The sequence below is a fragment of the Gaoshiqia hydrogeniformans genome (genome assembly GCF_049347105.1).
Classification (GTDB): domain Bacteria; phylum Bacteroidota; class Bacteroidia; order Bacteroidales; family Prolixibacteraceae; genus Gaoshiqia; species Gaoshiqia hydrogeniformans.
Map to the genome: position 1 here is coordinate 3,846,587 of NZ_CP186334.1, position 24,885 is coordinate 3,871,471.

Consider the following 24,885-nt stretch of genomic DNA (forward strand, 5'->3'; position numbering starts at 1 on the left):
CGGTTTACCGGAGAACAGCAGCCATGGCTACTGCCAGAGACGACAGGGCGCTTGTTATAGCCAGCCATTTGGCGGTATTGTCGGTTGTCTTTCGTTCGGGTTTTGCAGGAATAACAATTTGGCTGCCTGGTTCTACCTGCGGGTATTTTTTCACGATGAAACTCCGGGTAACGTCTGTCGTTCCGTTGCTGTACACCACGTAAATTTTATTTTTCTTGGCGTCCGCGCTAAATCCGCCGCTGCGGTTAATGTAGTATTTCACGTTTTTGCCTCTTTCCCAGGCAAGTCCCATCGGGTTCATGATTTCGCCGTTCACCCAGATTTCTTCCGATTTCATCGGAATATAAACCTGGTCGCCTTCTTTCAGAAAATAATCATACGAAGTGCCCGGACTTCTTAAGATATGGGATAACTTTAATTCGAGGTTTTCATAATTGGCCGACATATCAATTTGTATGGTTGAATCGCGGGCTTCTTTCATTCGCTGGATGACATCGAGCTGGCTCCGGTATTGTTCGTCAATCCTCCGCCGCAGTTTTGCTCCGCCCGTGAATGCATAAGGCGTTAATCCGCCGGCCCGGTTGATTAAATCGGAGATACGTTCGTTTTTATCGCTGATGCTGTATTCGCCGGGGAACTGAACTTCGCCGGTAACCTGTACGGTTTTCTGGGCCTGATAGGAGGGCGCTTTACGAATGTAAACCTGGTCGAATGCCTGCAAAAGGAAGCTGCCGTCGTCGTCAGACAATTTCAGGTCGCGGTCGATCTCAAACTGGTACAGCGAGGCCATTTTGCTGTTGATGGTGCTGGCTTCTTCCTTGGTATTCCGGCGGGCTACCTCAATGTAGGATTCGCTGGCTGCTTCTTTCATTCCGCCCGAAAGAAAGACCAGGTCTTTGAGCGACATATTTCGGAAAAATCCGTATTCGCCGGGAAACATCACTTCGCCGAGAATGCGGATGGTTTGCTTTTCGCCCATGCTGAAAATATCCCGGATGACCACCTGGTCTTCGCGTTTCAGGACGGGATCGTTAAGACCGCTAAAAAGATCGCCCAAATCGAAGGGGATGGTGGTTGGAAATAACTGTTCATCCAGGCGGATGATCAGGCCGCGCTGGGCGTAAAAATCTTCGCGCAGGCCGCCTGCTTTCCCTATTAATTGCGATAATTTCATGTTTTCGTCCAGGGCATAGGTTCCGGGACGGAAAACGGCTCCCTCGATACTGACCCGGTTTTCAAAGCGGTCGATTACTTTTTCAGACCTGATCTGATCGCCGTTTTTCAGGACAAAACGTTCAAAATGGTCTTTTTCGAGGTCGACCAACTGGTACTGGTTGTCGGTATAACGGGTGATTAATAATCTCGATGAAGCCGCTTCTTCGTTAAACCCTCCTGAAAAGCGGATTAAATCCTGCATATTTTCATCCTCTTTCAGTTCAAAAATAGCCTGGCGTTTAAAAGCGCCGAATGTTTCCACCCGTTTGTTGTATACCGGTATGTAAATGATATCCTGATCGCGCAGCGAAATGTTATTTTTTGTATTGAAGTTGATCAGGTAATCGTAAACATCAATTTCGGCAAAAAGCTTGTTGTCACGGATCACGCGGATGTTCCGGAACGAACCGTTTTCATTCGGGCCACCGGAAAGGTACAGGGCATTAAAGGCCGATGCGGTAGAGGGCAGGGTATAAGTCCCCGGGGTAATGGCCTCGCCGATCACATTCACTTTTATGGAACGCATGTTGCTGACGCTGACATCGGCAAAGGTATTTGGATGGGCGCCGGCCATGCCGTTGTAAATCGCGGTCAGCCTTTTTAACAGCAAGTCTTTAGCCGTTGAATAGTTCAGGTTTGCCACATTTACAGGTCCCAGGTCAGGTATGTTTACTGCGCCGTTCGAGCCTACCTGCAGCAGGTAGGTTTGCTGGCTGGCCCCCCAAACCTGTATTACAACTTCGTCGCCGATACCCAATACATAATCGGCAGGAACCGCGATGTTGACCGATGGTTCGAAGCTCAGGTTTTCCTGGTTAAACAACTGGTATCCAAAAATTTTTTGATTCTTCAGCGACACCTCTTTTAAATTTTTTTTAAGCTGATCGGTCGAATCGACCTTACTGGTGGTGTCGGGCAGTTCTGTTGTTTTGGACGGCAGTTTTTGCAGGTCGCCTGCTGGACCGGGATCAGCGCTAAGTTTCATTTTTTGCATCCGTTGGTACAACTGATTAATTTGCTGTTGTGTTGCACCTCTTGCTTTTGCCAGTTCAACTGCCTGATCCATGGTCAGCCCGCGGGAGTTAATTTCAGTCATGATTTGCTGGATCTGCTGATCGGAGAGTTTTTCAACCTTAACCGAACTTACATCTGTCTGCGCAAATGTGAAGGTCGAAAATCCGCACAGCCAGACCAGCATAAATAAACAGATGATTTTTCTTGACATGATGTTGTATTGTTTGAACATGGTTCTATCAGTTAACTGCATTTTTTTCTTTTTGTTGCAGGGTAAAAATACTTTATCTCATTTCTGCTGTTTGGGACGATGTTGTCTTTCAGCCTGAGATGATAACCCGTTTTTGGTTGCATGCAAGCCTGACCGGGACCGACAAAATTAGAGAATTATTTGTTAAATATGGAAAGAAAAATTCATCTTAGGTCATATTTTCAATCCGTTCAATACTTTTAAACAAAATCAACTTTCCTTTATTCCGGGAAAATCAGCGATAAAAACCGGCTTCATAGGTGGTTTGGTTATTTTTCGCGTCGCTGACCACCAATTTGAGCTGATGTTTTTTGTTGAATGCCATTCGTGACGAATCGAAGCGGTATTCCAGCAGATTATTTTTTGCATCGTATTCAAACAACACCCATTGCCCGTCAATCTCTCCGCGATAACTTGAAATTCCCGAAAAGTCGTCGCTGATGATGAAACTGATTTTATTTTTGTCGGTGATGATACTCCGGTTCTGGATGTTAATTGGTTTGATCACGGGAGGAATCGTATCAGTTACGACCGCAAAGCTGCCCAGTTGACGGATGCTAGCCTCGACCCATCCGTGGCTGAACTGGCCGCCAAGCGCCCATTTTTGTCCGGTTTTTTCATCGACAGCCGCGATCAGCGCTTTATCTTCGAGCTGTTTGGGTAAATCAACCGCTTTGATACGCAGTTCGAAATACTGGTGCACCGGAATTTCGCCGTTGTGTAATTTATAAATGGGCGAGTAATACAGCTTATTGGGCTGTTTCAGCTGGTAATCCAGGATGAAGTCGCTGTAAAATGTACCTGCTTTGAAATTTGCTTCCAGGCCTTCCTGGTTAATATGAAGAGGTTTGTCGTAATTTACCGCGATGCCCGGTCGTTGGATTTTGCCAACATTCGATTGTTTCGATTGGACTTTAAATGAAAACCGGCTTTCGTTGCCGTTTACATCTTTTACGAGGTAATCGACCGTGTGGATTTTCCCATCGTCCATACGGCTGATTCCGCGATTCACCAACACCGGGTAATTGTTCAGTTTGTTTCCCGGTTCAACCCAGTTTTTGTGCAGCCGCCTGTTATTCCGCTGAAAGTGCCCGTAATCGATGTGGGCGTTCAGGTACCGTGTTTCATCAAAACTCAGTTTATCCAGTTTAAACAGGTAAACGGTTTTGTTATCGATGGCTAATTCGATCGAATACACGCCGCATTTGCTCCAGCTTCCGTTCAGGTAATCGAGTGTTTGAAGGCTGAAGCCAATCTCGCCGTAAACCGGGATCACCGGGTTGTTTTTCAGGTGATAGGCGCCGTTGTAGAAAACAGTCTCCATCCGGTACGGATCGGCTTTCCCGTAAACATGGGCGTCGTCGGAAAGCGGGTACAGCATCACTGACAGAATTTTTGGCGCGGTATCGTCATGAAGACGGAAATGTTTAAGCAACGGATTTACCGGTTGTTGGGTTTTTGTGTCCCTGATTTCAAAATGCAGGTGCGGTCCGCCCGAACTCCCGCTGTTTCCGCTATAGGCAATCAACTCATTTTTGTTTACCGTAAATTTTCCTTTGGAGACCGGGATATCAACCGAAAACGACTCTTTTTCGTACTGAACGGCTTTGGTGTAAGCGGCCAATTCGTCGTTCAACCGGTCAAGATGTCCGTAAACGGTTGTCGTACCGTTGGGATGATCAATATACAAAGCTAATCCGAAGCCGGAAGGAGAAACAAAAATTCTCGAAACTTCGCCGTCGGCAGCAGCATATACCGGTAAGCCGGTCCTTCCTTCCGTACGGATATCGATGCCCGAATGGAAATGATTCGATCTCAGTTCGCCGAAATTGCCGGATAAGGATAGCGGAATTTTTACCGGATCAGCAAAATAAGCAGCTTCAGGCGCTTGCGGGTATGCAATTTTGCATAGTATGACAGCGAAGAACAGGGTCCAAAGTTTCATGGCAACGGTATATTTTTGTGTTGTGTAATACAACCTGACGCGAATAAGAATTGTTTAAGCGGCTGTACTATTCAACAAATAAAGTTATCTTCGTGTTAACGTTTGGGCAAAAATATTAATTTTGTCCAAGAAACATGCAGTGATGACCGAGCAGGATCAAATTTTACTGGAAGATATCAAGGCAAAACTCAGGCTGTTAATCAAGAGGCATGACAGCGTGAAATCTGAAAAGAAACAGCTGCAGATGCAAGTGTTTGAACTGCAGAAAGAAATTGCCGGATTGAAAACGGAAAATGACTACCTGGTCAAAAAGTATGAAGATTTAAAGGTTGCAAAAGTTTTATCGGTATCCGACGGCGAAAAGAAACAGGTAAAACAACGCATCAATAAAATAGTGCGGGAAATTGATAAATGTATTGCTCAATTAAACGTGTAGCTGATACATCGGATAAATGACAGACGAGCTTTCAATAAATATTAATATTAACGGAAGGGTTTACCCGTTAAAAATTGAACGGAGAAACGAGGAGAGGTATCGGAAAGCTGCTAAAATGATTAATGATATCGTTCTTGCATACAAACAAAAGTACGTCAACCAGGATGCGCAGGATTTTTTGGCGATGACCGCTTTTCAGTTTGTGTTGAAAAATCTGGAAATGGAAGAAAAAGTAGATGAAAGTCCGCTTGTTGAGGAACTAAAACTACTTGACGAACAATTGAACGATTATTTGTCATTAAACGAATAAAATACACTATATCGGGCCCGCTTTTGATTCAGTGTTTGTTTGAGGTATTGACACTGAATTGAAATGCTGGCTTTTTTATTAATTATAAGTAACAATTAACCAAGATGGAAATAATATTATACGTGATTTCTGGATTTCTCGGTGGCGGGGTAGCCTCCTATTTTTTATGGGAAAAAGCCATTCGGGGGAAGAAAAGAAAGATTCTTCGCGAAGCTGAAGCAGAAGGAGAAGTGATAAAAAAAGATAAGATGCTTCAGGCCAAAGAAAAGTTCCTTCAACTTAAGGCCGAACATGAAAAGTACATCAACGAAAAGAACAATAAAATCGGGCTTCTCGAAAACAAACTGAAACAAAGGGAAACCGGTTATTTGCAGAGGAAAGAAGAGTTCCAGCGGAAGTTGAAAGACTTTGAAACGGAGAAGAAAGAGGTGGATATCATCCGCGAAAACCTGACGCTTCAGATGAGTATGATTCAGCAGAAAGAAGATGAACTGGAGCGTTTGCACCGTCAGCAGGTGGAACAATTGGAAGCCATTTCAGGCTTGTCGGCCGAAGAAGCCCGGGCCCAGCTGGTCGAATCGCTGAAAAGCGAGGCCAAAACCGAGGCCATGTCTTACATCAACGAGATCATGGAGGAGGCCAAGCTCACGGCAAATAAAGAAGCGAAAAAGGTAGTGGTTAAAACCATTCAGCGGGTAGCTACAGAAACGGCCATTGAAAATGCCGTAACCATTTTCCACATTGAAAGTGACGAGATCAAAGGCCGGATCATTGGCCGCGAAGGCCGTAACATCCGCGCGCTGGAAGCAGCAACCGGCGTTGAGATTATTGTTGATGATACGCCCGAAGCGATTGTTCTGTCCGGCTTTGATCCGGTTCGCCGCGAAATTGCCCGTTTGGCCCTGCATCAGTTGGTAACCGACGGACGTATTCACCCGGCCCGTATCGAGGAAGTGGTTTCAAAAGTGAAAAAACAGGTCGAAGATGAAATCATTGAAACCGGTAAACGGACAACCATAGACCTGGGTGTACATGGACTGCATCCCGAGCTGATCCGCCTGATCGGTAAAATGAAATACCGTTCGTCGTACGGACAAAACCTGCTGCAACACTCGCGCGAAGTGGCTAACCTCTGCGCCATCATGGCCTCGGAACTGGGCCTGAACCCCAAATGGGCCAAACGCGCCGGATTGTTGCATGATATCGGGAAAGTGCCCGATGACGAGCCGGAATTACCGCACGCTGTACTGGGGATGAAACTGGCCGAAAAGTATAAAGAGAAACCGGAAATCTGCAATGCCATTGGGGCACACCACGATGAGGTGGAAATGCAAAGCCTGCTGGCCCCGATTGTTCAGGTTTGCGATGCCATTTCAGGAGCCCGTCCGGGAGCCCGCCGCGAAGTAGTCGAATCGTACATCAAGCGGTTGAAAGCCCTCGAAGACCTGGCGCTTTCTTATCCGGGCGTATTGAAAACCTATGCCATCCAGGCCGGTCGCGAATTACGCGTAATCGTTGGCAGCGACAAAATTTCGGATAAAGAAACCGAACAATTGTCATACGACATCGCCAAACATATCCAGGACGAAATGACCTACCCCGGACAGGTCAAAATTACCGTTATCCGGGAGTTGCGTGCTGTAAACTATGCAAAATAACAAAATGACTACCGTAGCATAATATGAAAGAGGCTGAACTCATATGAGTCAGCCTCTTTTTTTCTAACCTAACCAACCAATTTGCTTATGAGAAGAAGTATACTCCTTTCTTTAATCTGTTTTCTTCTTTCTTTTTCAATGAAAGCCCAGCCTTACAACGGGTTCGGAACGTCGAATTTGCCGCTGGTCGCCATTTTTACCGATGGAAACGAGATCCCCGATGATCCAAAAATTGATGCACGGATGGGGATTGTCTGGAACGGCGCCGGGCAAATGAATGCTTCGTCCGATGCGTTTAATCATTACAACGGAAAAATTGCCATCGAAATCCGCGGCTCGTCGTCACAAATGTTTCCGAAAAAATCATATGGTTTTGAACTGAAGGACGAAACCGGCGAAGACCTGAACCAGGCCTTGCTGGATATGCCCGAAGAAAACGATTGGATTTTGTATGCCCCCTATTCCGATAAAACCCTGATCAGAAACGTGCTGACATTTACACTCGATGCTTCGTTGGGGCATTACTCGCCGCGCTGCCGCTATGTCGAATTGTTTCTGAATGATCAGTATCAGGGGGTGTATGTGCTGATGGAAAAAATTAAACGCGATAAAAACCGGGTAGATATTGCCCGCCTGTTGCCCGAGGATGTTTCGGCCGAAGAGATCAGCGGGGGATATATCATCAAAATTGATAAAAGTACAGGCGGAGGAGGTGAGGGTTGGTATTCGAAGTATTTCAACAACAGCAATAAATACACCTACTTCCAATACGAATACCCCAAAACGGAGACCATGGCTTATCAACAAAAACTGTACATCAGAAACTATGTGGAAAAAATTGAAAAGGCCTTGTTCGATAATAACCTCGATGGCGAAAATGGCTTTCGGAGTCTGGCCGACGAGTCCGGTTTTATTGATTATATGCTGATGAATGAGTTGTCGAAAAATATTGACGGTTACCGTTTAAGTACCTTTTTGTATAAAGATAAGGGCGAAAAGCTGAAGATGGGGCCCATCTGGGATTTTAACCTGGCCTACGGGAATGCCAACTATTACAGGGGTGAATACACGTCCGGCTTTCAGTTTCAGGCCGACCTGGGGGAGGATTACTGGCAGAATCCGTTCTGGTGGAAAATTTTGTTTGCCGACAACACCTTTCGCCGTAAGCTGAAAGAACGTTGGCAAAGTTTACGCCGGCACGAACTGTCGGATCAGCAGATCACGTTCGTGGTTGACAGCCTGACCGGCTTACTTCATCAGGCCCAGGGGCGTAACTTTTCGCGATGGTCTGTTTTGGGCGAGTGGGTCTGGCCCAACGCTTATGTGGGCTTAACCTATCAGTCGGAAATAAGTTGGATGAAAAACTGGATCGCGGGCAGACTGGCTTGGCTCGACGCGGCGATCGACGACTTGTATGTGGCGCCCGTGGAAGAAGAGCTGGCTGAAATTTCGGTTTACCCCAACCCGTTTCGCGACGGATTACAGTTGAAGTTTAGCGACGGCCTGACCGAAAATCTGATTTTGCAGCTTTTCAACGTGCATGGTTCCCTTCAAATAACGCGGGAACTGGACAGCCAAGCCAATCCTGTTCAGATTGAAGGGCTGCATATTTTGCCTGCCGGCGTTTACCTGATCCGGCTTAGTTCAAACGAACGCGTTTACTATTCGGGCAAACTGGTGAAGTATTGATTCTATAAAATGAATGTGAATAATCGGGACCGGGTGGATTTCAGGCTTCGGTACTCAGGAGTATTTTTCTATCTTTGGGCCATCAAAAATCAGATTCATGCAAGAGAAAATCCTAATCCTTGATTTCGGTTCCCAATACACGCAGTTGATCGGACGGCGGGTACGCGAGCTGAATATCTATTGCGAAATTCACCCGTTTAATCATTTTCCTTCCATCGACCAAAGCGTTAAAGGCGTGATATTAAGCGGAAGCCCTTTTTCTGTTCGCGACGAAAATGCGCCCCGGCCCGACCTTTCAGCAATCAAAGGGAAATTGCCGCTGTTGGGCGTTTGTTACGGAGCGCAATACCTGGCCCACTTTTTTGGCGGCGAGGTGCTGCCGTCCAACTCGCGCGAGTATGGCCGGGCCAATTTGGGATACATCGATCAGGAAAACGAATTGTTCAGGCACATGACACTGAATACGCAGGTGTGGATGTCGCATGGCGATACCATCGAACGTCTGCCTGATAATTATAAAGTGATTGCCTCTACCGGAGACGTAAAAAATGCCGCTTACAAAATATACGGCGAAACAACCTACGCCATCCAGTTTCATCCCGAGGTTTATCATACCACCGAAGGCACTCAGTTGCTGAAAAACTTTGCGGTGGATATCTGTGGTTGCCAACAGAACTGGACGCCGGATTCATTTATCGAAACAACCGTCGCCCAATTGAAAGCAAAGCTGGGGAATGACAAGGTGGTGCTTGGCTTGTCGGGCGGGGTCGACTCGTCTGTTGCCGGGGTTTTGCTGAATAAAGCCATCGGTAAAAACCTGACCTGTATTTTTGTTGATAACGGTTTGCTCCGGAAAAATGAATTCGAAACTGTGCTGGACTCATACAAAGATATGGGTCTGAACGTGATTGGCGTGAATGCCAGGGAGAAATTCTGGAACGATCTGAAAGGCATTACCGAGCCGGAGCAAAAACGCAAAATCATTGGCCGCGATTTCATTGAAGTATTCGATGAAGAGGCTCACAAAATACAGGATGTTAAATGGTTGGCGCAGGGTACGATTTATCCCGATGTGATTGAATCGGTTTCGGTGAACGGGCCATCGGCAACCATCAAGTCGCACCACAACGTGGGCGGCCTTCCCGAAAAAATGAACCTGAAAGTGGTGGAGCCGCTGAACCTGTTATTTAAAGACGAGGTACGCCGGGTAGGAAAAGCGCTGGGCATCAAAGATGAATTGCTGGGGCGTCATCCCTTTCCCGGACCAGGACTGGGAATCCGTATTCTGAGCGATATCACGCCCGAAAAAGTCCGGATATTGCAGGAAGCCGACGCGATTTTTATTAACGGTTTGAAAGAATGGAAACTCTACGACCAGGTATGGCAGGCCGGTGTGATGTTGCTGCCTGTTCAGTCGGTAGGCGTTATGGGTGATGAACGTACCTATGAAAATGTCGTCGCTCTCCGGGCGGTGATGTCAACCGATGGGATGACTGCCGATTGGGTCCATCTGCCTTACGAGTTTTTGGCCAGGATCTCGAACGAAATTATCAATAAAGTGCGGGGAATCAACCGTGTTGTATACGATATCAGTTCAAAACCACCCGCAACCATCGAGTGGGAATAAAATACCAGGGGAGGTCGTCGACTTCCCTTTTTTTGCGTTTCTCAGCGGGCGAATTCGTGTTAACATTTATTATTGGTCGTGTTTTTGTATCTGCCTGATATTGTTTTATCTTTATCGGTTCATGAAATTTAATATGTGAGAGGATGAGCAGTCGAATAAAATTAACCGGAATCAGTTTAATTTTCATTTTTGGTTTGTTTGCATTCAGCCCGGCGGTGCAAGCACAGGATATGCAGGCCAATATGATGAAATTCGGACGTTTATTACGCCTGATTGAAAGCTATTATGTGGATACGACCGATATCAATAAGTTGACTGAAGTGGCCATTAATGAGGTTCTTGAAAAGCTGGACCCTCATTCCGTTTATATCTCGAAAGAGGAAGTGGAGAAGATGAACGAACCGTTGAAGGGAAGCTTCGAAGGAATCGGCATCTCGTTCAACATCATGAAAGACACGTTGCTGGTCGTATCGATCATCCCGGGAGGACCTTCTGAAAAAGTAGGACTTTTCCCCGGCGACCGGATTTTGGTAGTTGACGGGAAAACAATTGCCGGCGTTGGATTGAAAAACAGCGATGTGATGGATATGCTTCGCGGGGACAAGGGAACAAAGGTGAGCCTGAAAGTGCAGCGGAAATCAAGTGCCGATCTGCTCGACTTTACGATTATCCGCGATAAAATACCGATCAACAGCCTCGACGCCTCATACATGATCAATGATGCAACAGGTTATATCAAGTTAAACCGGTTTTCAGCCACTACCTCCGATGAATTTTTATCAGCTATTAAAGATTTAAAAAAGACTCCGGGCTTTAAAAATCTGGTACTTGATTTACGTGGCAATGGCGGCGGCTACCTGACCGCGGCTATCGAGCTGGCCGATCATTTTTTGATGGCTTCGCGTTTGGTGGTTTATACCGAAGGAGTCCATGATAAGCGTAAAGAATACCGGTCAACGGCTTTGGGCGAATTTGAACAAGGTAAACTGATTGTTTTAATTGATGAAGGATCTGCATCGGCAAGTGAAATTGTGGCCGGAGCAGTTCAGGATTGGGACCGCGGGATTATCATCGGTCGCCGCTCGTTTGGAAAAGGACTGGTTCAGCAGCCATTTCCGCTGAACGACGGTTCCATGATCAGACTGACCACGGCTCACTACTACACCCCCAGCGGGCGGGGCATACAGAAACCCTATCAGAATGGTCTCGAAGAATACCGCAAAGATTACCTGACCCGTTTTGAAAACGGCGAGCTTTTCTCGGAAGACAGCATTCATTTTGATCAAACGCAGGTGTACGAAACATTGAAAAGCAAGCGAATCGTATATGGCGGCGGCGGTGTGATGCCCGATATTTTCGTCCCGATGGATACCTCGGCCAATTATGTGTATTATAACCAGTTGGTCCGCAGGAATATCTTAAACACGGTGGTGTTGAATTACCTGGATGCCAACCGGGATAAGCTGACAAAACAATATCCCGAATTCAGTTCCTTTAAAGATAAATTTGTTGTCACCGATGATTTGATCACCGTCATAGTGGCCGAGGCAGATAAAGAAAAAGTAGAAAAAAATACTGAAAGCCTCGAATTTGCCCGGCCGATCATAAAAAAGCAGGCAAAGGCCATCCTGGCGCGCAGCCTGTACGGTTCAGGATATTACTATCAGATTATCAACCAGGATGAAAAGATCATACAAAAGGCGTTGGAGGTCCTAAAAAATAACGCCGAATACGATAAGCTTCTGGTAGAAAAATAATTACATGAATGACGTCATCCTCAATTGGCTGGAAGCTAATTATATTGAAGTGCTGGGTTCGGTACTCGGACTGGTGTATATCATTTTGTCAATCAGGCAAAATATACTGACCTGGCCGGTTGGATTGATCACTTCGGCTTTGTACGTGTATGTATTTTTTGTGTCGAAGTTTTATGCCGATATGGCCTTACAGGTCTACTATGTTCTGGTGAGTATCTATGGCTGGTATTTTTGGCTGAAAGGAAACCCCGACCGGAAAGCACACTTGCCGGTGAGCTTTACACCGCGAAAACTTTGGATCCCCCTGGCATTGGCTTCCCTTATGTTTTTTCTGATCATTGTTTTTGTTCTGAAAAATTATACCGATTCGCCCATCCCGAACGGCGATGCGCTGACTACCGCGCTTAGCCTGGTCGCTACCTGGATGCTTGCCCGGAAATACCTTGAGCACTGGTTAATCTGGATTTTTGTCGATTTCCTTTCAGCCGTTTTGTATGCGCTTAAAGGATTGTGGCCCACCGTGATTTTATTTGTGGTGTATACCATCATGGCTGCCTGGGGTTATGTCAGTTGGAGAAAGAATCTGTTGAAAACAAATCAAACCGGCTTGAGCTATAACTAACATCCGGTCAGAAACAGCGTATATCAGGTAATCTAGCGACGAATGAAAAAAATTATAGTGATCACCGGCCCCGAATCAACCGCGAAGAGTACGCTAACCAACGAATTATCCGTGTATTTTGAGGCGGCTTCCTACCAGGAGTATGCCCGTGAGTACCTGGCCGCCAAAGGATCCCGTTACACCTGGGATGATGTGGCGGAGATTGCCCGGGTTCAGCTCCGGCAATATTACGAAGCCCGGAATTCGTCAGAAGAGTTGGTTTTTTTTGATACCTGGCTGATCATCACCAAAGTTTGGTTTGAATGGGCGTACAAGCGGTTACCCGATTGGCTTGAGCAGGCGATCGACGAAAATCCGGTTGATTTGTACCTGCTGTGTAAACCCGATCTTCCCTGGGAGCCCGATCCGCTTCGTGAGCATGGAGGCGCCGAGCGGGAACAATTATTTCAAATTTACAAACAGGAATTGATCAATCGCGGGTTCCCTTTTGTCGAAATTGGTGGCTTGGGCGATGAGCGGGTTTTAAACGCCATTAAGGCGGTGAAATCCATTCTTTGAAATTAATCGGGTCGTCATAGGAATTTAGGTTCCGGCTGACTTGTATTTCATATAGAAAAAGATGACTTTTGTTAGTGTTTTACGAAACTGTGGAACAATGAATATAGCTTCTGATATCACCCAACTGATTGGCCAAACGCCAATGGTTAAACTAAACCGGGTTACAACCGGTTGTTATGCGCATGTTTATGCCAAGTTAGAATCCCGGAACCCGGGCGGTTCGGTTAAAGACCGTTTAGCCCTGGCGATGATCAGAGCGGCTGAGCTGAACGGTTTAATCAGGCAGGATACGGTTATTATTGAACCGACCAGCGGAAATACCGGAATCGGATTGGCGCTGGTTTGCGCCGTTCGCGGCTATAAATTGCTTATTGTTATGCCCGAAAGTGTTTCTGTTGAGCGCCGGCTGATCCTGAAAGCGTACGGGGCAGAATTGGTGCTGACTTCGGCAAAGGGCGGAATGAAAGAAGCCATTGCCCGGACGGAAGAACTGGCTCAAACGATCGAAAACTCCTTCGTACCCATGCAGTTCGAAAATCCGGCCAATGTTGAAATGCACCGGATAACCACGGCCGAGGAGATCTGGACAGATACCGACGGGCTGGTTGATATTTTTGTGGCCGGTGCAGGTACGGGTGGAACCATTACCGGTGTTTCGGAAGCGCTGAAACAGAAAAAGCCGGCGCTTTACAGCGTGGTGGTTGAACCGCAAGCTTCTGCCGTGCTTTCGGGTAAAGGCGCCGGCCCGCATAAAATACAGGGAATTGGTCCGGGGTTTATCCCGAAAATTCTGAATACAGGTATTTGCGACGAGATTTTTCCTGTTGACGACGACACCGCATTTGAACAGGCGCGCGTATTGGCCAAAGAAGAGGGAATTTTTTGCGGCATCTCTTCCGGGGCTAATGTGTATGCGGCCCTGCAAATTGCCAAACGTGAAGAGAACAACGGCAAGCATCTGGTTGTTGTGATCTGTGATACGGGCGAACGCTATTTAAGTACCACTTTATTTAATGACGAGAAAAATGCAATTTGATCACATGATAATCAGTAAAATCAACCGGGCTGTCGATCAGCTGGCTGATGCGGCAACCTACAGCATGGTTTGCCACGAGCACCGTCTTGGGGAACCAATTCCTTCCACCGAAAAACTGAATAAAATTGTCAACATGTCACGCGAGATTTTATTCCCGGGCTATTTTGGCAATACCAGCTTGCGCCAGGATGCCATCCGTCACTATATGGGGGTTTATGTGGATGAATTGTTTGAACTGTTGTCTGAACAAATCATGGCGGGTCTGTGCTTCACATGCGACGACCCGAAAACATTCGATATGCAGGAACGACAGCGGTTTGCGCAGGGACTGGCATCCGATTTTATATCCTATCTTCCCGAGATACGCCGCTTGCTGGTGACCGATGTGGAGGCGGCCTTCCTGGGCGATCCGGCAGCCAAGAGCCGGAGCGAGGTCATTTTTTGTTATCCCGCCATCCGGGCGATCTCAAATTACCGGATTGCTCACCGTTTGCTCGAGCTGGGAGTGCCGCTTATTCCGCGTATCATTGGTGAAATGGCCCATTCTGAAACGGGGATTGACATTCATCCCAAGGCCCAGATCGGCGAGTCGTTTACCATCGATCACGGAACCGGCGTGGTGGTTGGTTCGACCTGCATCATCGGGAACAACGTGAAACTGTATCAGGGGGTCACCCTGGGAGCCAAAAGCTTTCCGCTCGATGAGCAGGGGAACCCGATTAAAGGCGTGCCCCGTCACCCGATTGTGGAAGATAATGTGATTATTTACGCGCAGGCTACGATCCTGGGGCGGATTCGCATTGGTAAAAATTCGGTGATCGGCGGTAATGTTTGGGTGACGAATAATGTGCCGCCCGACTCCAAAATTGTTCAGTTTAAGGCCCGTGAAACTTCGTTTCGTGACGGTGCAGGCATTTAATTTCTAAAAAAAAATGACTGATAAAAATCAACTGGTAGCGACCACCTATGCCGGACTGGAAGAGGTGCTGGCCCAGGAATTGCTTAGCCTGAATGCCGATGAAGTTCAGGTGGCCCGCCGGGCTGTTTATTTCTCTGGCGAACTTGACTTGGTTTACCAGGCCAATTATTCGCTGCGAACAGCATTAAAAATTCTGGTTCCTTTAAGGACATTTAAAATACATAAAGCCGACGATCTTTACCATCAAGCGTCAAAAATCAGGTGGGAAGATTATTTTTCACCGGATAAAACCTTTGCTGTGCAAAGCAATGTTTTCAGTGAGTTGTTCCGGAATTCGATGTTCGCTTCTTTAAAGTTGAAAGATGCCGTGGTGGACCGCTTTCGCAGGGCGCTTAGCCGGCGTCCTTCGGTGGATGCAAATTCTCCCCAGGTATTGATCAACCTTCATATTGCCAATAATGAATGTACGGTTTCGCTCGACAGCAGCGGCGAATCGTTGCATAAGCGGGGATACCGTACCGGTAACCACGAGGCGCCGATCAGCGAAGTGCTGGCTGCCGGCATGTTAAAACTATCGGGATGGAACGGTAAAGAGCCGCTGACCGACCCGATGTGCGGATCGGGAACCATCGCAATTGAAGCAGCCATGCTGGCCAAAAACGTGTTGCCCGGTGAGTTGGGAAGAAAATATACTTTTGAGAACTGGAAAAATTTTGATCCGGCGCTGTTTGAGAAAGTTGAATCAGGCATCCTTCATGAGCCGGTCAATTTTAAGATTTACGGATTTGATCTTTCACGAAAATACATTGACCTGGCATCCCGCAATGCCGAAAAGGCCCGGGTGCAGGAACTGGTGAAACTGGAAATAGCCGATTTCCGTTCTCTCGAAAAAAAGGACGATTCAAATTTTCTCCTGTTCAACCCACCTTACGGCGAGCGAATAGAGGCAGGTGATGAGTCTTTTTACGCCATGATTGGCGAACGCCTGAAACACCATTATCCGGATACTGAGGCCTGGATCATCAGTACGAATGAATGCCTGAAATCAATTGGATTAAAACCCGCGAAAAAGATTCCCCTCTTCAACGGGGCCTTGGCCTGTAGTTTTCGAAAATACGAGCTGTACAAAGGTTCCCGCAGGTAAAGTTTGAAAATAGTGAAGGTGCTCCAATTACTTTTTTGGAACACCTTCAGTTTTAAGTTAGCGTGTATTTTGACTTACTGCTTAAAATCAAGCTGGTATTTAAAACCAATGCTGATCCACCGGCCCGGCTGAGCCAGATTACCAATATCAACATACGACCGGTCAAACAGGTTGGTGGCTGTCAGGTAAATCGAGGCAGCGTCTTTTCTGTAATAAACTTTCAGATCGGTCAGCCAAAATGGTTTATAGGCAGTCGTGCCAACATGTTGCGTATCCTCAAAACGCTCGTAGTTTCCATTTCTGTCCTGATAACGCAGTTTCCAGGAAGCATGGATATTTTTCCATACCGATTGGTCAAGGGTTAAGACCAGTTTGTGCTTCAGGTTGTCTAAAACGTAATTTGACAGGTAATTGCTTTCGCCCTGATCCAGGGTATTGTATGAATAATTTACGCCAAAACTACGTAAAAAAAACCGCCGTCCTGCCAGTTTGTTCAGGTTTAGTTCGGCGGCCAGTTCGACCCCGTCGGAGATTATTTTGGTCAGATTGCGGGTTTCCCATAAATACTCTTCGCTTTCCCTGACCCAGTCGATCAGATCTTTCCCAACACGATGGTAATAAAGAGACTGGGCTGTTAACCAGTTGTTTCTGAATTTTAGTCCGCCTTCGGCAGTGGTTGATTTTTCGGGTTTCAGGTTTGGATTTCCCCGGTTGGTTGGTCCGCTGTAATACAGGTCGGTATAGGTTGGCATCCGCAGCGATTTGTTTACAGAAGCATAGGCTTTCAGCTGATCGGTCAGTTGATAGCTCATATCGATGCCGGGGTAAACCTTCCAGTTGAAATTCAGATCCGAAATCCAGTTGGCCATTGCTCCTGCCGAGGCGGTAAACCGGCTGATATAAAAGGTATGTTCGGCAAAGTACGATACGGTGGTACGCGAATGCGACCGGGTGAACTGCTTGCCTTTTTCTCCGGGAACATCAAGCGGCTCGTCCATCGGTTCGCCCAGAACGTTACTCCAGATATTTTCGGACCGAAATTCGGCTCCAAAAGCCGTTTTCCCCAACTGGCTGCTGAACCAACTGTTGAGGCTGGCGCCGTATACATCGGTCATATGGTAATTGTGTCCGGTATACCAGCTGTCCGGATTGTCCCGGAAAAGCTCAAAGCGGTCGTGGTGGCGTCGCCAATACAGGGCCGGCGTGATATGCAGTTTATCGCCGGTTTCCATTTTTACCGAAGCAAAAGTCGTTCTGGTTTCCTCAAACTGGTTGGGGTACCTCGGGGTGTAAAAACTGTTTGCCCCGAATGCTTTGCTGGAATGGCCGATCTGAAAATCGAGTTTACCCGGAGAAGTGTGAAGTTTTCCGTGGTAAAAGATGTTGAAGGTTTCAAAATCGGTGTTTTTCAGGTATCCCGACGAGGCGGTCCGGTTCACTGCGAGAAAACTGTTCATTTTCCCCTGCTTAAGATTACCCGAAACATTGAGATCACGCAGCCCGTGTTCTCCAAATGCGACGTCCACTCCCAAGGCATTGGCATCGCCGGCATCAGTCACAATGTTAATGGCGCCCGAAAAAGCGTTGGGACCATAAACACGGGCCGATGGGCCGTTTAAGATTTCGATACGTTTGATGTTTTTTAAACTAACCGGCAGGTTCAGGTTGTGGTGGCCGGTTTGCGGGTCGGAAAGATTGATCCCGTTGAGCAGGATGAGGGTTTGGTCGAACGAACCTCCCCTGACAGAAACGTCTGCCTGGATCCCGTAGGTTCCTCGTTGCCGGATGTCGACACCTATGGCATATTCCAGGAGGTCCTGAATACTGCCGGCAGGCGTCGCCTCAATTTGTTCACGCTCAATCACGGATACGATCCGTGCCACCTGCGAATAACTGGCAGGCGCTCTCTGGGCGCTGACCTCGATCTCATCAAGGTCATACTCCATGTTTACATCCAAACCGGTGGTTTGGGCAAAGGTTTCATCGGGCAGGGCAACTGTCAGATAAGCCACCGCCAGTACGGCGATACGGACTTTTCTGTTTAATGCCCGGAACAATGAATAACCATGTCCTCCCCATTGTTTGAATGTAATCACTTCAGCCCGTTTTGGGTTTTCATTACATTTTTTCATTAAAATAAATAGATCTTAAAAAGACGGGCGTAAATGTAAGGAATTATTTGGACGGAGCTTAACGGGGATGAAAGAGAGGGCCGCTTTTTAAGATACTAAAAAATTAACGATTTTAAAATAAGGAGATTTCGGTTTTATTTTGTTTGAGAACATACGGCGGTAATTGAACAATTTTATGTAAACCCCGTAACATCTCAAAGCCGTGAATCATTCAGGTCATCAATTTTATTTATTCATGATAAAGAAAATCGAACAATAAAAGACCTGAAATTCTTTTTTATAAGATGTTCCTTATTTATATTTGTTCTAAACAAAAAAATCACTGCCATGACACAACTACAGTTTAATAACGCGCTGCTCAGCTTGCAGGATAAATTACTTTATTACGCGCTGAGCCTGACTTCTGATCAGGAGAAGGCACAGGATTTATTGCAGGAAACTTTTCTGAAAGCGTTGACGTATCGTGACAAATTTACCCAAAATACAAACTTCAAGGCGTGGATTTACACGATCATGAAAAACACCTTCATTAATAACTACCGGAGAAACGTAAAAGCGAAAAATACGTTTGATGGGTCAAACAACGATTTTCATTTAAAGTTTTCAAAAGACAAAATCTATCCGTCGCCGGATTCATTTTTCAGTTCAAAAGAAATTTTGAAGAATATTCATGCGCTTGAAGATGAATACAAAGTTCCGTTTACCATGTTTTTGGATGGTTATAAATACAAAGAAATCGCGGAGCATTTGAGTCTGCCTTTGGGAACGGTAAAGAGTCGTATTTTCTTCACCCGCAAGAAACTGGAAAAGGCCTTAAAAGATTACGCTAATTAAGCGTGAGTTTTAAATAGATTTGATCATATCGGGTACAAAAGTGGTTCGCGTTGCGAATCACTTTTTTTGTTTTTATACTTGTATCTCCGAACAAAAAAATCAAGTATCATGAAAAAAATAGCAGTTCATTTGGCCAGCGGATTCGAAGAAATTGAAGCGATCACGATTATTGATGTGCTTAGGAGGGCAGGAATGGAGGTTGTTGTGGTTTCGGTGAATGAGGAAAAAACAGTTAGCGGTTCTCACGACATCACTGTGGTGGCCGACAAACTTTTTTCGGAGGTCGACTATGAGCAAGTTGATATGATCGTTTTGCCCGGCGGTATGCCAGGGGCGAAGAACCTCGACCGGCATGAAGGATTGCGGGCGCAGATCCTGAGCTTTAACCGGCAGGGGAAACCGCTTGGGGCGATCTGCGCGGCGCCCCTGGTTTTGGGACATCTGGATCTGCTTCGGGGGAGAGAGGCCGTGTGTTACCCGGGATTTGAAAAAGAATTGATTGGGGCGACGGTAAAAAATCAACCGACCCTGGTGGAGAACAACATCGTGACCGGACGGGGGGTAGGGGCGGCGTTAAATTTTGCCCTGCAAATTGTCGAAATGCTTGCCGGTAAACAAAAGGCCGATCAGCTGGCCGAAGCCATGCTGGTACAAACCTGGTAATCAGGACTGAACGTTATCGGACGGGATGGTAAAACAAAAGGTGCTTCCTTTCCCTTCTTCACTTAATGCCCAGATTTTTCCCCCGTTAATCTGGACAAATTCGTGACACAGGATTAAGCCTAATCCTGACCCGTCTTCGTTGTTTGTTCCCTTTCGCTTTACCTTGGGATCAATGCTGAACAGGTGCTGAAGTTCCTGTTCGCTCATTCCAATTCCTTCATCGGTTACACACACCGTGATATCCGTTTCCAGTCGGCTGATCCCGGTTTTTACAACAGAGCCTTCTTTTGAGAATTTGATGGCATTGTTGATCAGGTTTCGAAGAATGGTATCCACCATCATGGGGTCGGCGTAAACAAGCAGGTCATCAGGAATGGTTGTCTCCAGCCGGATGTTTTTTTGTTCGGCCACCGGTTTCATCAGGCTGTGTATCCGGTTATACAAGTCGCGTAACTCAAAACGAACCGGGTCATATTTTAACCGACCGGTTTGAGAACGGCTCCAGTCCAGTAGGTTTTGCAAGAGCCGAAAGAGGTTGTTGGTTGCCTGGTAGATGTCTCCGGCATGCTTCTTCCGTTCCGTATCGTTAAACCGGTCATACTCCTGATTCAACAGGTACGAATAGCCCATCATGGTGTGCAGGGGATTTTTTAAATCGTGGGCAATAATGGAGAAGAGTTTATTCTTTGAAACATTCATGATTTCAAGCTCATTTTTTTGAGTTTCAATCTGCGTGTTCTTCTGGTTCAGTAAAATATTGACCTTCTTTTTGTTGTAATTGCTGAAAGAAACATAAACGATCACTGCCATCAGCAGAAGAATGACAATGATGCCAAACAGACGGATCACTTTGTCTTTTTGAATTTGCAAATGGGCAATTTCCCGTTCCGAGTTGAGATGAGCAATCTCCGCTTCTTTTTTCTCGATTTCGAATTTCTTTTCCAGTACGGCTATTTGCTGGAGCTGGTTTTCCTGCCGCATGCTGTCGCGGTAAACAATATGCTGCCGGTAGGCCTCAAAAGCATCCCGCGTCCGGCCCAGCATCTCGTAGGTAACCGACAGGTCTTCGTAGTATCGTTGGCGGATGAAATGTCCGAGCTTGTGTGTTATGGCCATATCCAGGCCTTCGCGGAATACCTGCAAGGCTTTGTTCCGGTTTCCCATGGCGCGGTAAACGCAACCCATGCCTTCCAATACAAAGGTTTTATTTCTGACATCTTTCAGTTCATCAAACACCGCATAGGCCTCTTCGTAATAACTCAGCGCCTGCTGCAGGCTGTCTCCTTCATCGACATAGATATTGGCGATGTTGTTTAGTGCAATCGCTACCCTGCGTTTGTCGTCCATCTGTCTGAAAATTGTCAGAGACCTGCCGTAATTTACTTTCGACGAATCCAGCTGCCCCAGGTTATAGTATCCTACACCCATTCCGTTGTGGTTAACCGCAAGGCTGTACGGGTCGTCAATTTCCCGGTTAATGACAGCGGCTTTCCGGTAGTTCTCAATGGATACCTCGTAGTAACCCAGCCTTGAATATACCATTCCCATATTGGAATAAACATGGGCCAATTCGTGCCTGTCCGAAACATTTTCAAGGCAGTTGAGCGCAGCCAGCTGGTTTTCAATGGCTAAATCATATTCACCTTTGTAATAATGAACCAAACCGATTGAATTATAGGTATCTCCTATGCGTTCGTTGTTACCCAGTTCCGAATAAATGGCCAGGGCTTCCGTGTAATAACGAAGTGCCTGCTCGTATTGATCGTGATAATAACAACATTCAGCCAGGTTTGAGTACGCGTTGGCCGAAACTTCCCGGTTTGGAATGCTTTGTCCCTGCGCCAGGGCTTGCCTGGCGAATGCCATGGATTGGACGCTGTCGGTCTGACATAAAATTGATGAAAGTTGATTCAATACCTCTGCCTTAGCTTCACCCTGAAGTTCAGGTAAAACTGCCTTCAGGCTGTCAACATGCTGTTGCGCAAAGAGGTTGATGTGAACAAAAATCAGATACAACAGTATAATTCGTTTCATAGGCATATGGCATCATTACAAAGATGTTGATTTTATTCGAAAACCGATTGCTTTTTTGAGGCGAAGCCGGGTATTGAACCGAAAAAGAAAGAAGAGTTTCAGCCGGTATTTATGGTTAAAAACGGCGGACGGTTCATTCTGGTCAAAGAATTTTAACCTTGATGAGTGAAATAGAATTTATTTACTGGGTATTAGGTTAAAATAAAATGTAAAATGACTAAAATATCAGAGGTTTTTTTATTTGTAATGGCTTTTCTTTGTTTATGGCTAAGTGTTTTAAACCTTGAACTTTATACTTGTGAATATGAAAAACCTACCTTCGATACTTACCGCTTTTCTGTTTCTGTTTTCAAATTCCATTCTTTTTATTGGCTGCGGCAATCGCGAACATCAGCCGGAATACCGGGTTGAATCCTTATCGTCGGGATGGAAAATGCAGTCCGAAGATCGATTAAGCGGTACGGAAGAAAAATTGATTTCAGAAAATGAATTTGATGCGGCATCCTGGTACGAAGCCATTGTTCCCGGAACAGTGCTGGGCAGCATGGCTGCAACCGGCGTGATTGAAAATCCGTACTTTGGAATTAATATGCAGGATATTGATCCGGAACAGTTCAAACAGCCCTGGTGGTTCCGGACAACATTTAATTTGAGTGCCGGCGACCTTCAGAAAAATATCTCGCTCAGGTTTAACGGGATAAACTACCGGGCCGATTTATGGGTCAACGGACAAAAAGTTGCCAGGAAAGACCGTTTTGCCGGAACTTACCGGATGTTTACTTTTCCCGTTAACGACTTTGTTAAGGAAGGGGAGAATACGCTGGCTTTAAAAATGTGGCAACACGAAGACGGAGAGTATTCCATCGGCTTTGTCGATTGGAATCCGCTCCCGCGCGACCGGAACCTGGGCATATTCCGCGAAGTATTCCTCGAAGTGGATGAAGGAGTTAAAATACGGAGCCCCTTCGTTTATGCCAAAGTAAACACCGAAACCAAAGACGCCGCCCAACTATTCATTCAAACTGAAGTGGAGAACCACACCAGCAAAGCGATGACGGGAACCGTGCGGGTTGATTACGAATTGGGCGTGGTTGAAAAGAAAGTAAACCTTCAGCCCGGCGAAACCTTCTCGTGCCGGTTTACCCCCGACGAGTTTAAACAGCTTTCGGTGGAGAATGTAAAACTTTGGTGGCCGAATGGAATGGGCGAGCCCAGCATATACCGGTTTACCGCCGAATTTGTAACTGGCAACAAAGTGATCGATCAGGTTGAAAAACCATATGGCATTCGCGAAATCCGAAGTTACCTGGATGAAAATAAAAACCGGGCCTTCGAAATTAACGGCAAATTTGTTTTGCTGAAAGGCGGAGGATGGACCGATGATGTATTACTTCAGGATACCCGTCAATCGGTTGAAGCCCAGTTGCGTTACGTCAGGCATATGAATTTGAACAGCATCCGTTGCGAAGGTTTTTGGGGAAAAGACGAAACCTTGTATGATTTGTGCGACGAATACGGAATCCTGGTTATGATTGGGTATAACTGCCATTGGGAATGGGAAGAATACCTGCTGAAGCCCACGCACGAAAAATACGGGGGGGCTGTTACGCCCGAAGATATTGATTTATTGGCTGAATCGTGGAAAGACCAGATGCTGTGGCTGAGAAACCATCCCAGCATTTATGTCTGGATGCTCGGCAGCGACAAACTTCCGCATCCTGACTTGGAGCGGAAATACATCGAACTGTTCAAACAGTACGATCCCTCGCGCAGTTACATTACATCGGCAGGTGGGGCCGGAACCGAAAACAACAATGTGGTGGCCGAAGTTCCGCTGGTGAGCGACATCAGCGGCCCAACCGGAATGAAAATGATGGGGCCTTATGCCTGGACGCCTCCGTATTACTGGTTTACCGATACCATTCTGGGCGGCGCGTGGGGCTTCAATACCGAAACCTGCCCCGGCGCCAGTATTCCTCCGGTGGCGTCGCTGCGCAAAATGCTTCCGGAAGAAAGTTTATGGCCGATCGATAAAAAATACTGGGAATACCACACCGGAAGAAACGAGTTTACGAGCCTTGACCGCGACCGCGCGGCCATCGACCAGCGATACGGGAAATCAGCCAATGTCGAAGATTTTTCGTTTAAAGCACAGGTGAACAACTACGAGATCATGCGCCCGATGTTTGAAGCTTTTGTGGCCCATAAACCCAAAAGCACCGGATTGGTACAGTGGAAGTTGAACTCGGCCTGGCCCGAACTGATCTGGCAGTTGTACGATACTTACCTGCAACCAAACGGCTCTTTTTATGGGGTAAGAAAAGCCTGTAACCCGGTTCACGCGATCTACCGGTACGGATTCGACGATATTTATCTGGCCAACGAAGATTTGCAGGATCAAACCGGTTTAACGGTTAAACTGCGGATTTTCGATATCCATTCCACAGAAATTTTTTCCGATCAGTGGAAAGGGGACATTCCGTCCAATATTTCGAAGTTCATTTATAAACTTCCGGAAATTAGAAACCTCACGCCGGTCTATTTTTTGGCCTTGAATGTGTTTGAAAAAGACGGGCGTGAAGTGGACAACAGCATTTATTGGTTGTCGGTAAAAAAAGATGTTCTGGATTATGAAGCCTCGAAAAAATTGTCGTGGCCGTTTTATACGCCGACTAAGCAATTCGCCGATTTTACTGCGCTCAATCGTTTGCCAAAAGTGAAGCTAACGTTTGACTACCGGTTTTCGAAAGAAGATCAGTTTGGGAAAGTTTCGCTGAAGGTTAAAAATCCTTCGGCGACCATCGCCTTCTTTAACTTTTTCGACCTGCTTGACCCGCAAACCGGCTTGCCTGTGCTGCCTGTCTATTGGGACGACAACTACGTAAGCTTGTTGCCGGGAGAAGAACGAGTTTACAATGGCGCTTACTTTCTTTCTGATTTCGACGGTGAAAAACCCATTATCGAAGTAAGAGGCTGGAATGTAGATAAACTGACATTAAACGAGTAAACAGATGAAAAGAAACTATTTTGTGGTCGTTCTGA

General features: G+C 46.4%; 18 protein-coding genes. 14 read left to right on the top strand and 4 right to left on the bottom strand.

Annotation, left to right across the window (positions count from 1 at the left end; all coding sequences use genetic code 11):
* Positions 1–4: 4 nt before the first annotated feature.
* Both ACOIT5_RS15280 and ACOIT5_RS15285 read right to left on the bottom strand, forming a co-directional pair.
* On the bottom strand, positions 5–2,440 hold the full coding sequence (locus ACOIT5_RS15280; RefSeq protein ID WP_423127023.1) for an SLBB domain-containing protein: 2,436 nt from the start codon (positions 2,438–2,440) through the stop codon (positions 5–7).
* A 274-nt stretch (positions 2,441–2,714) separates the two neighbouring features.
* Positions 2,715–4,424, bottom strand: coding sequence for a M23 family metallopeptidase (locus ACOIT5_RS15285; protein ID WP_423127024.1), 1,710 nt, complete (start codon positions 4,422–4,424; stop codon positions 2,715–2,717).
* 121 nt (positions 4,425–4,545) lie between these two features.
* On the opposite strand from ACOIT5_RS15285, the gene ACOIT5_RS15290 reads away from it, so the two are divergent.
* The 11 genes from ACOIT5_RS15290 (at position 4,546) to ACOIT5_RS15340 (ending at position 16,180) form a co-directional block, all read left to right on the top strand.
* Entirely contained in the window at positions 4,546–4,860 is a 315-nt protein-coding gene (locus ACOIT5_RS15290; protein ID WP_423127025.1) for a hypothetical protein, read from the top strand.
* A 16-nt stretch (positions 4,861–4,876) separates the two neighbouring features.
* The gene (locus ACOIT5_RS15295) at positions 4,877–5,170 is read left to right on the top strand and encodes a cell division protein ZapA (RefSeq protein WP_423127026.1); all 294 of its coding nucleotides are present in this window, start codon (positions 4,877–4,879) and stop codon (positions 5,168–5,170) included.
* 104 nt (positions 5,171–5,274) lie between these two features.
* Positions 5,275–6,828: a ribonuclease Y gene (rny, locus tag ACOIT5_RS15300; RefSeq protein ID WP_423127027.1), complete on the top strand. Its 1,554-nt coding sequence runs from the start codon at positions 5,275–5,277 to the stop codon at positions 6,826–6,828.
* A gap of 87 nt (positions 6,829–6,915) precedes the next feature.
* Positions 6,916–8,517 carry a CotH kinase family protein gene (locus ACOIT5_RS15305; protein WP_423127028.1) on the top strand — a complete coding sequence of 534 codons (1,602 nt, stop codon included), beginning with the start codon at positions 6,916–6,918 and terminating at the stop codon, positions 8,515–8,517.
* 97 nt (positions 8,518–8,614) lie between these two features.
* Complete coding sequence (guaA, locus tag ACOIT5_RS15310; RefSeq protein WP_423127029.1) at positions 8,615–10,144, top strand: glutamine-hydrolyzing GMP synthase; 1,530 nt, start codon at positions 8,615–8,617, stop codon at positions 10,142–10,144.
* A 143-nt stretch (positions 10,145–10,287) separates the two neighbouring features.
* Entirely contained in the window at positions 10,288–11,901 is a 1,614-nt protein-coding gene (locus tag ACOIT5_RS15315; protein WP_423127030.1) for a S41 family peptidase, read from the top strand.
* Positions 11,902–11,905: 4 nt separating this feature from the next.
* Positions 11,906–12,523: a nicotinamide riboside transporter PnuC gene (gene pnuC, locus ACOIT5_RS15320; RefSeq protein ID WP_423127031.1), complete on the top strand. Its 618-nt coding sequence runs from the start codon at positions 11,906–11,908 to the stop codon at positions 12,521–12,523.
* A gap of 42 nt (positions 12,524–12,565) precedes the next feature.
* Complete coding sequence (locus tag ACOIT5_RS15325; protein WP_423127032.1) at positions 12,566–13,081, top strand: AAA family ATPase; 516 nt, start codon at positions 12,566–12,568, stop codon at positions 13,079–13,081.
* A gap of 97 nt (positions 13,082–13,178) precedes the next feature.
* Positions 13,179–14,117 (top strand): cysteine synthase A, encoded by a 939-nt coding sequence (gene cysK, locus ACOIT5_RS15330; protein ID WP_423127033.1) that lies wholly within the window; start codon positions 13,179–13,181, stop codon positions 14,115–14,117.
* A 4-nt stretch (positions 14,118–14,121) separates the two neighbouring features.
* Complete coding sequence (epsC, locus tag ACOIT5_RS15335) at positions 14,122–15,036, top strand: serine O-acetyltransferase EpsC (protein WP_423127034.1); 915 nt, start codon at positions 14,122–14,124, stop codon at positions 15,034–15,036.
* A gap of 13 nt (positions 15,037–15,049) precedes the next feature.
* Positions 15,050–16,180, top strand: a complete 1,131-nt coding sequence (locus ACOIT5_RS15340; RefSeq protein WP_423127035.1) for a THUMP domain-containing class I SAM-dependent RNA methyltransferase — start codon at positions 15,050–15,052, stop codon at positions 16,178–16,180.
* Positions 16,181–16,254: 74 nt separating this feature from the next.
* Here the strand turns inward: ACOIT5_RS15340 and ACOIT5_RS15345 are convergent, their stop codons facing one another.
* Positions 16,255–18,276, bottom strand: coding sequence for a TonB-dependent receptor plug domain-containing protein (locus ACOIT5_RS15345; RefSeq protein WP_423127036.1), 2,022 nt, complete (start codon positions 18,274–18,276; stop codon positions 16,255–16,257).
* 363 nt (positions 18,277–18,639) lie between these two features.
* On the opposite strand from ACOIT5_RS15345, the gene ACOIT5_RS15350 reads away from it, so the two are divergent.
* Together ACOIT5_RS15350 and ACOIT5_RS15355 are read left to right on the top strand one after the other, a co-directional pair.
* Positions 18,640–19,146 (top strand): RNA polymerase sigma factor, encoded by a 507-nt coding sequence (locus ACOIT5_RS15350; RefSeq protein WP_423127037.1) that lies wholly within the window; start codon positions 18,640–18,642, stop codon positions 19,144–19,146.
* A 108-nt stretch (positions 19,147–19,254) separates the two neighbouring features.
* Positions 19,255–19,809 (top strand): DJ-1 family glyoxalase III, encoded by a 555-nt coding sequence (locus tag ACOIT5_RS15355; protein WP_423127038.1) that lies wholly within the window; start codon positions 19,255–19,257, stop codon positions 19,807–19,809.
* Here ACOIT5_RS15355 and ACOIT5_RS15360 read toward each other — a convergent pair whose 3' ends face one another.
* The gene (locus tag ACOIT5_RS15360) at positions 19,810–21,843 is read right to left on the bottom strand and encodes a tetratricopeptide repeat protein (protein ID WP_423127039.1); all 2,034 of its coding nucleotides are present in this window, start codon (positions 21,841–21,843) and stop codon (positions 19,810–19,812) included.
* Positions 21,844–22,147: 304 nt separating this feature from the next.
* On the opposite strand from ACOIT5_RS15360, the gene ACOIT5_RS15365 reads away from it, so the two are divergent.
* On the top strand, positions 22,148–24,850 hold the full coding sequence (locus tag ACOIT5_RS15365; RefSeq protein WP_423127040.1) for a glycosyl hydrolase 2 galactose-binding domain-containing protein: 2,703 nt from the start codon (positions 22,148–22,150) through the stop codon (positions 24,848–24,850).
* Positions 24,851–24,885: the final 35 nt, after the last annotated feature.

Excerpts from the sequence above, each read along its gene's own strand:
- ACOIT5_RS15280 (WP_423127023.1), bottom strand. The coding sequence starts at position 2,440 with ATGTCAAGAAAAATCATCTGTTTATTTATGCTGGTCTGGCTGTGCGGA.
- ACOIT5_RS15285 (WP_423127024.1), bottom strand. The coding sequence starts at position 4,424 with ATGAAACTTTGGACCCTGTTCTTCGCTGTCATACTATGCAAAATTGCA.
- ACOIT5_RS15295 (WP_423127026.1), top strand. The coding sequence starts at position 4,877 with ATGACAGACGAGCTTTCAATAAATATTAATATTAACGGAAGGGTTTAC.
- rny (WP_423127027.1), top strand. The coding sequence starts at position 5,275 with ATGGAAATAATATTATACGTGATTTCTGGATTTCTCGGTGGCGGGGTA.
- ACOIT5_RS15305 (WP_423127028.1), top strand. The coding sequence starts at position 6,916 with ATGAGAAGAAGTATACTCCTTTCTTTAATCTGTTTTCTTCTTTCTTTT.
- guaA (WP_423127029.1), top strand. The coding sequence starts at position 8,615 with ATGCAAGAGAAAATCCTAATCCTTGATTTCGGTTCCCAATACACGCAG.
- ACOIT5_RS15315 (WP_423127030.1), top strand. The coding sequence starts at position 10,288 with ATGAGCAGTCGAATAAAATTAACCGGAATCAGTTTAATTTTCATTTTT.
- pnuC (WP_423127031.1), top strand. The coding sequence starts at position 11,906 with ATGAATGACGTCATCCTCAATTGGCTGGAAGCTAATTATATTGAAGTG.
- ACOIT5_RS15325 (WP_423127032.1), top strand. The coding sequence starts at position 12,566 with ATGAAAAAAATTATAGTGATCACCGGCCCCGAATCAACCGCGAAGAGT.
- cysK (WP_423127033.1), top strand. The coding sequence starts at position 13,179 with ATGAATATAGCTTCTGATATCACCCAACTGATTGGCCAAACGCCAATG.
- epsC (WP_423127034.1), top strand. The coding sequence starts at position 14,122 with ATGATAATCAGTAAAATCAACCGGGCTGTCGATCAGCTGGCTGATGCG.
- ACOIT5_RS15340 (WP_423127035.1), top strand. The coding sequence starts at position 15,050 with ATGACTGATAAAAATCAACTGGTAGCGACCACCTATGCCGGACTGGAA.
- ACOIT5_RS15350 (WP_423127037.1), top strand. The coding sequence starts at position 18,640 with ATGACACAACTACAGTTTAATAACGCGCTGCTCAGCTTGCAGGATAAA.
- ACOIT5_RS15355 (WP_423127038.1), top strand. The coding sequence starts at position 19,255 with ATGAAAAAAATAGCAGTTCATTTGGCCAGCGGATTCGAAGAAATTGAA.
- ACOIT5_RS15360 (WP_423127039.1), bottom strand. The coding sequence starts at position 21,843 with ATGAAACGAATTATACTGTTGTATCTGATTTTTGTTCACATCAACCTC.
- ACOIT5_RS15365 (WP_423127040.1), top strand. The coding sequence starts at position 22,148 with ATGAAAAACCTACCTTCGATACTTACCGCTTTTCTGTTTCTGTTTTCA.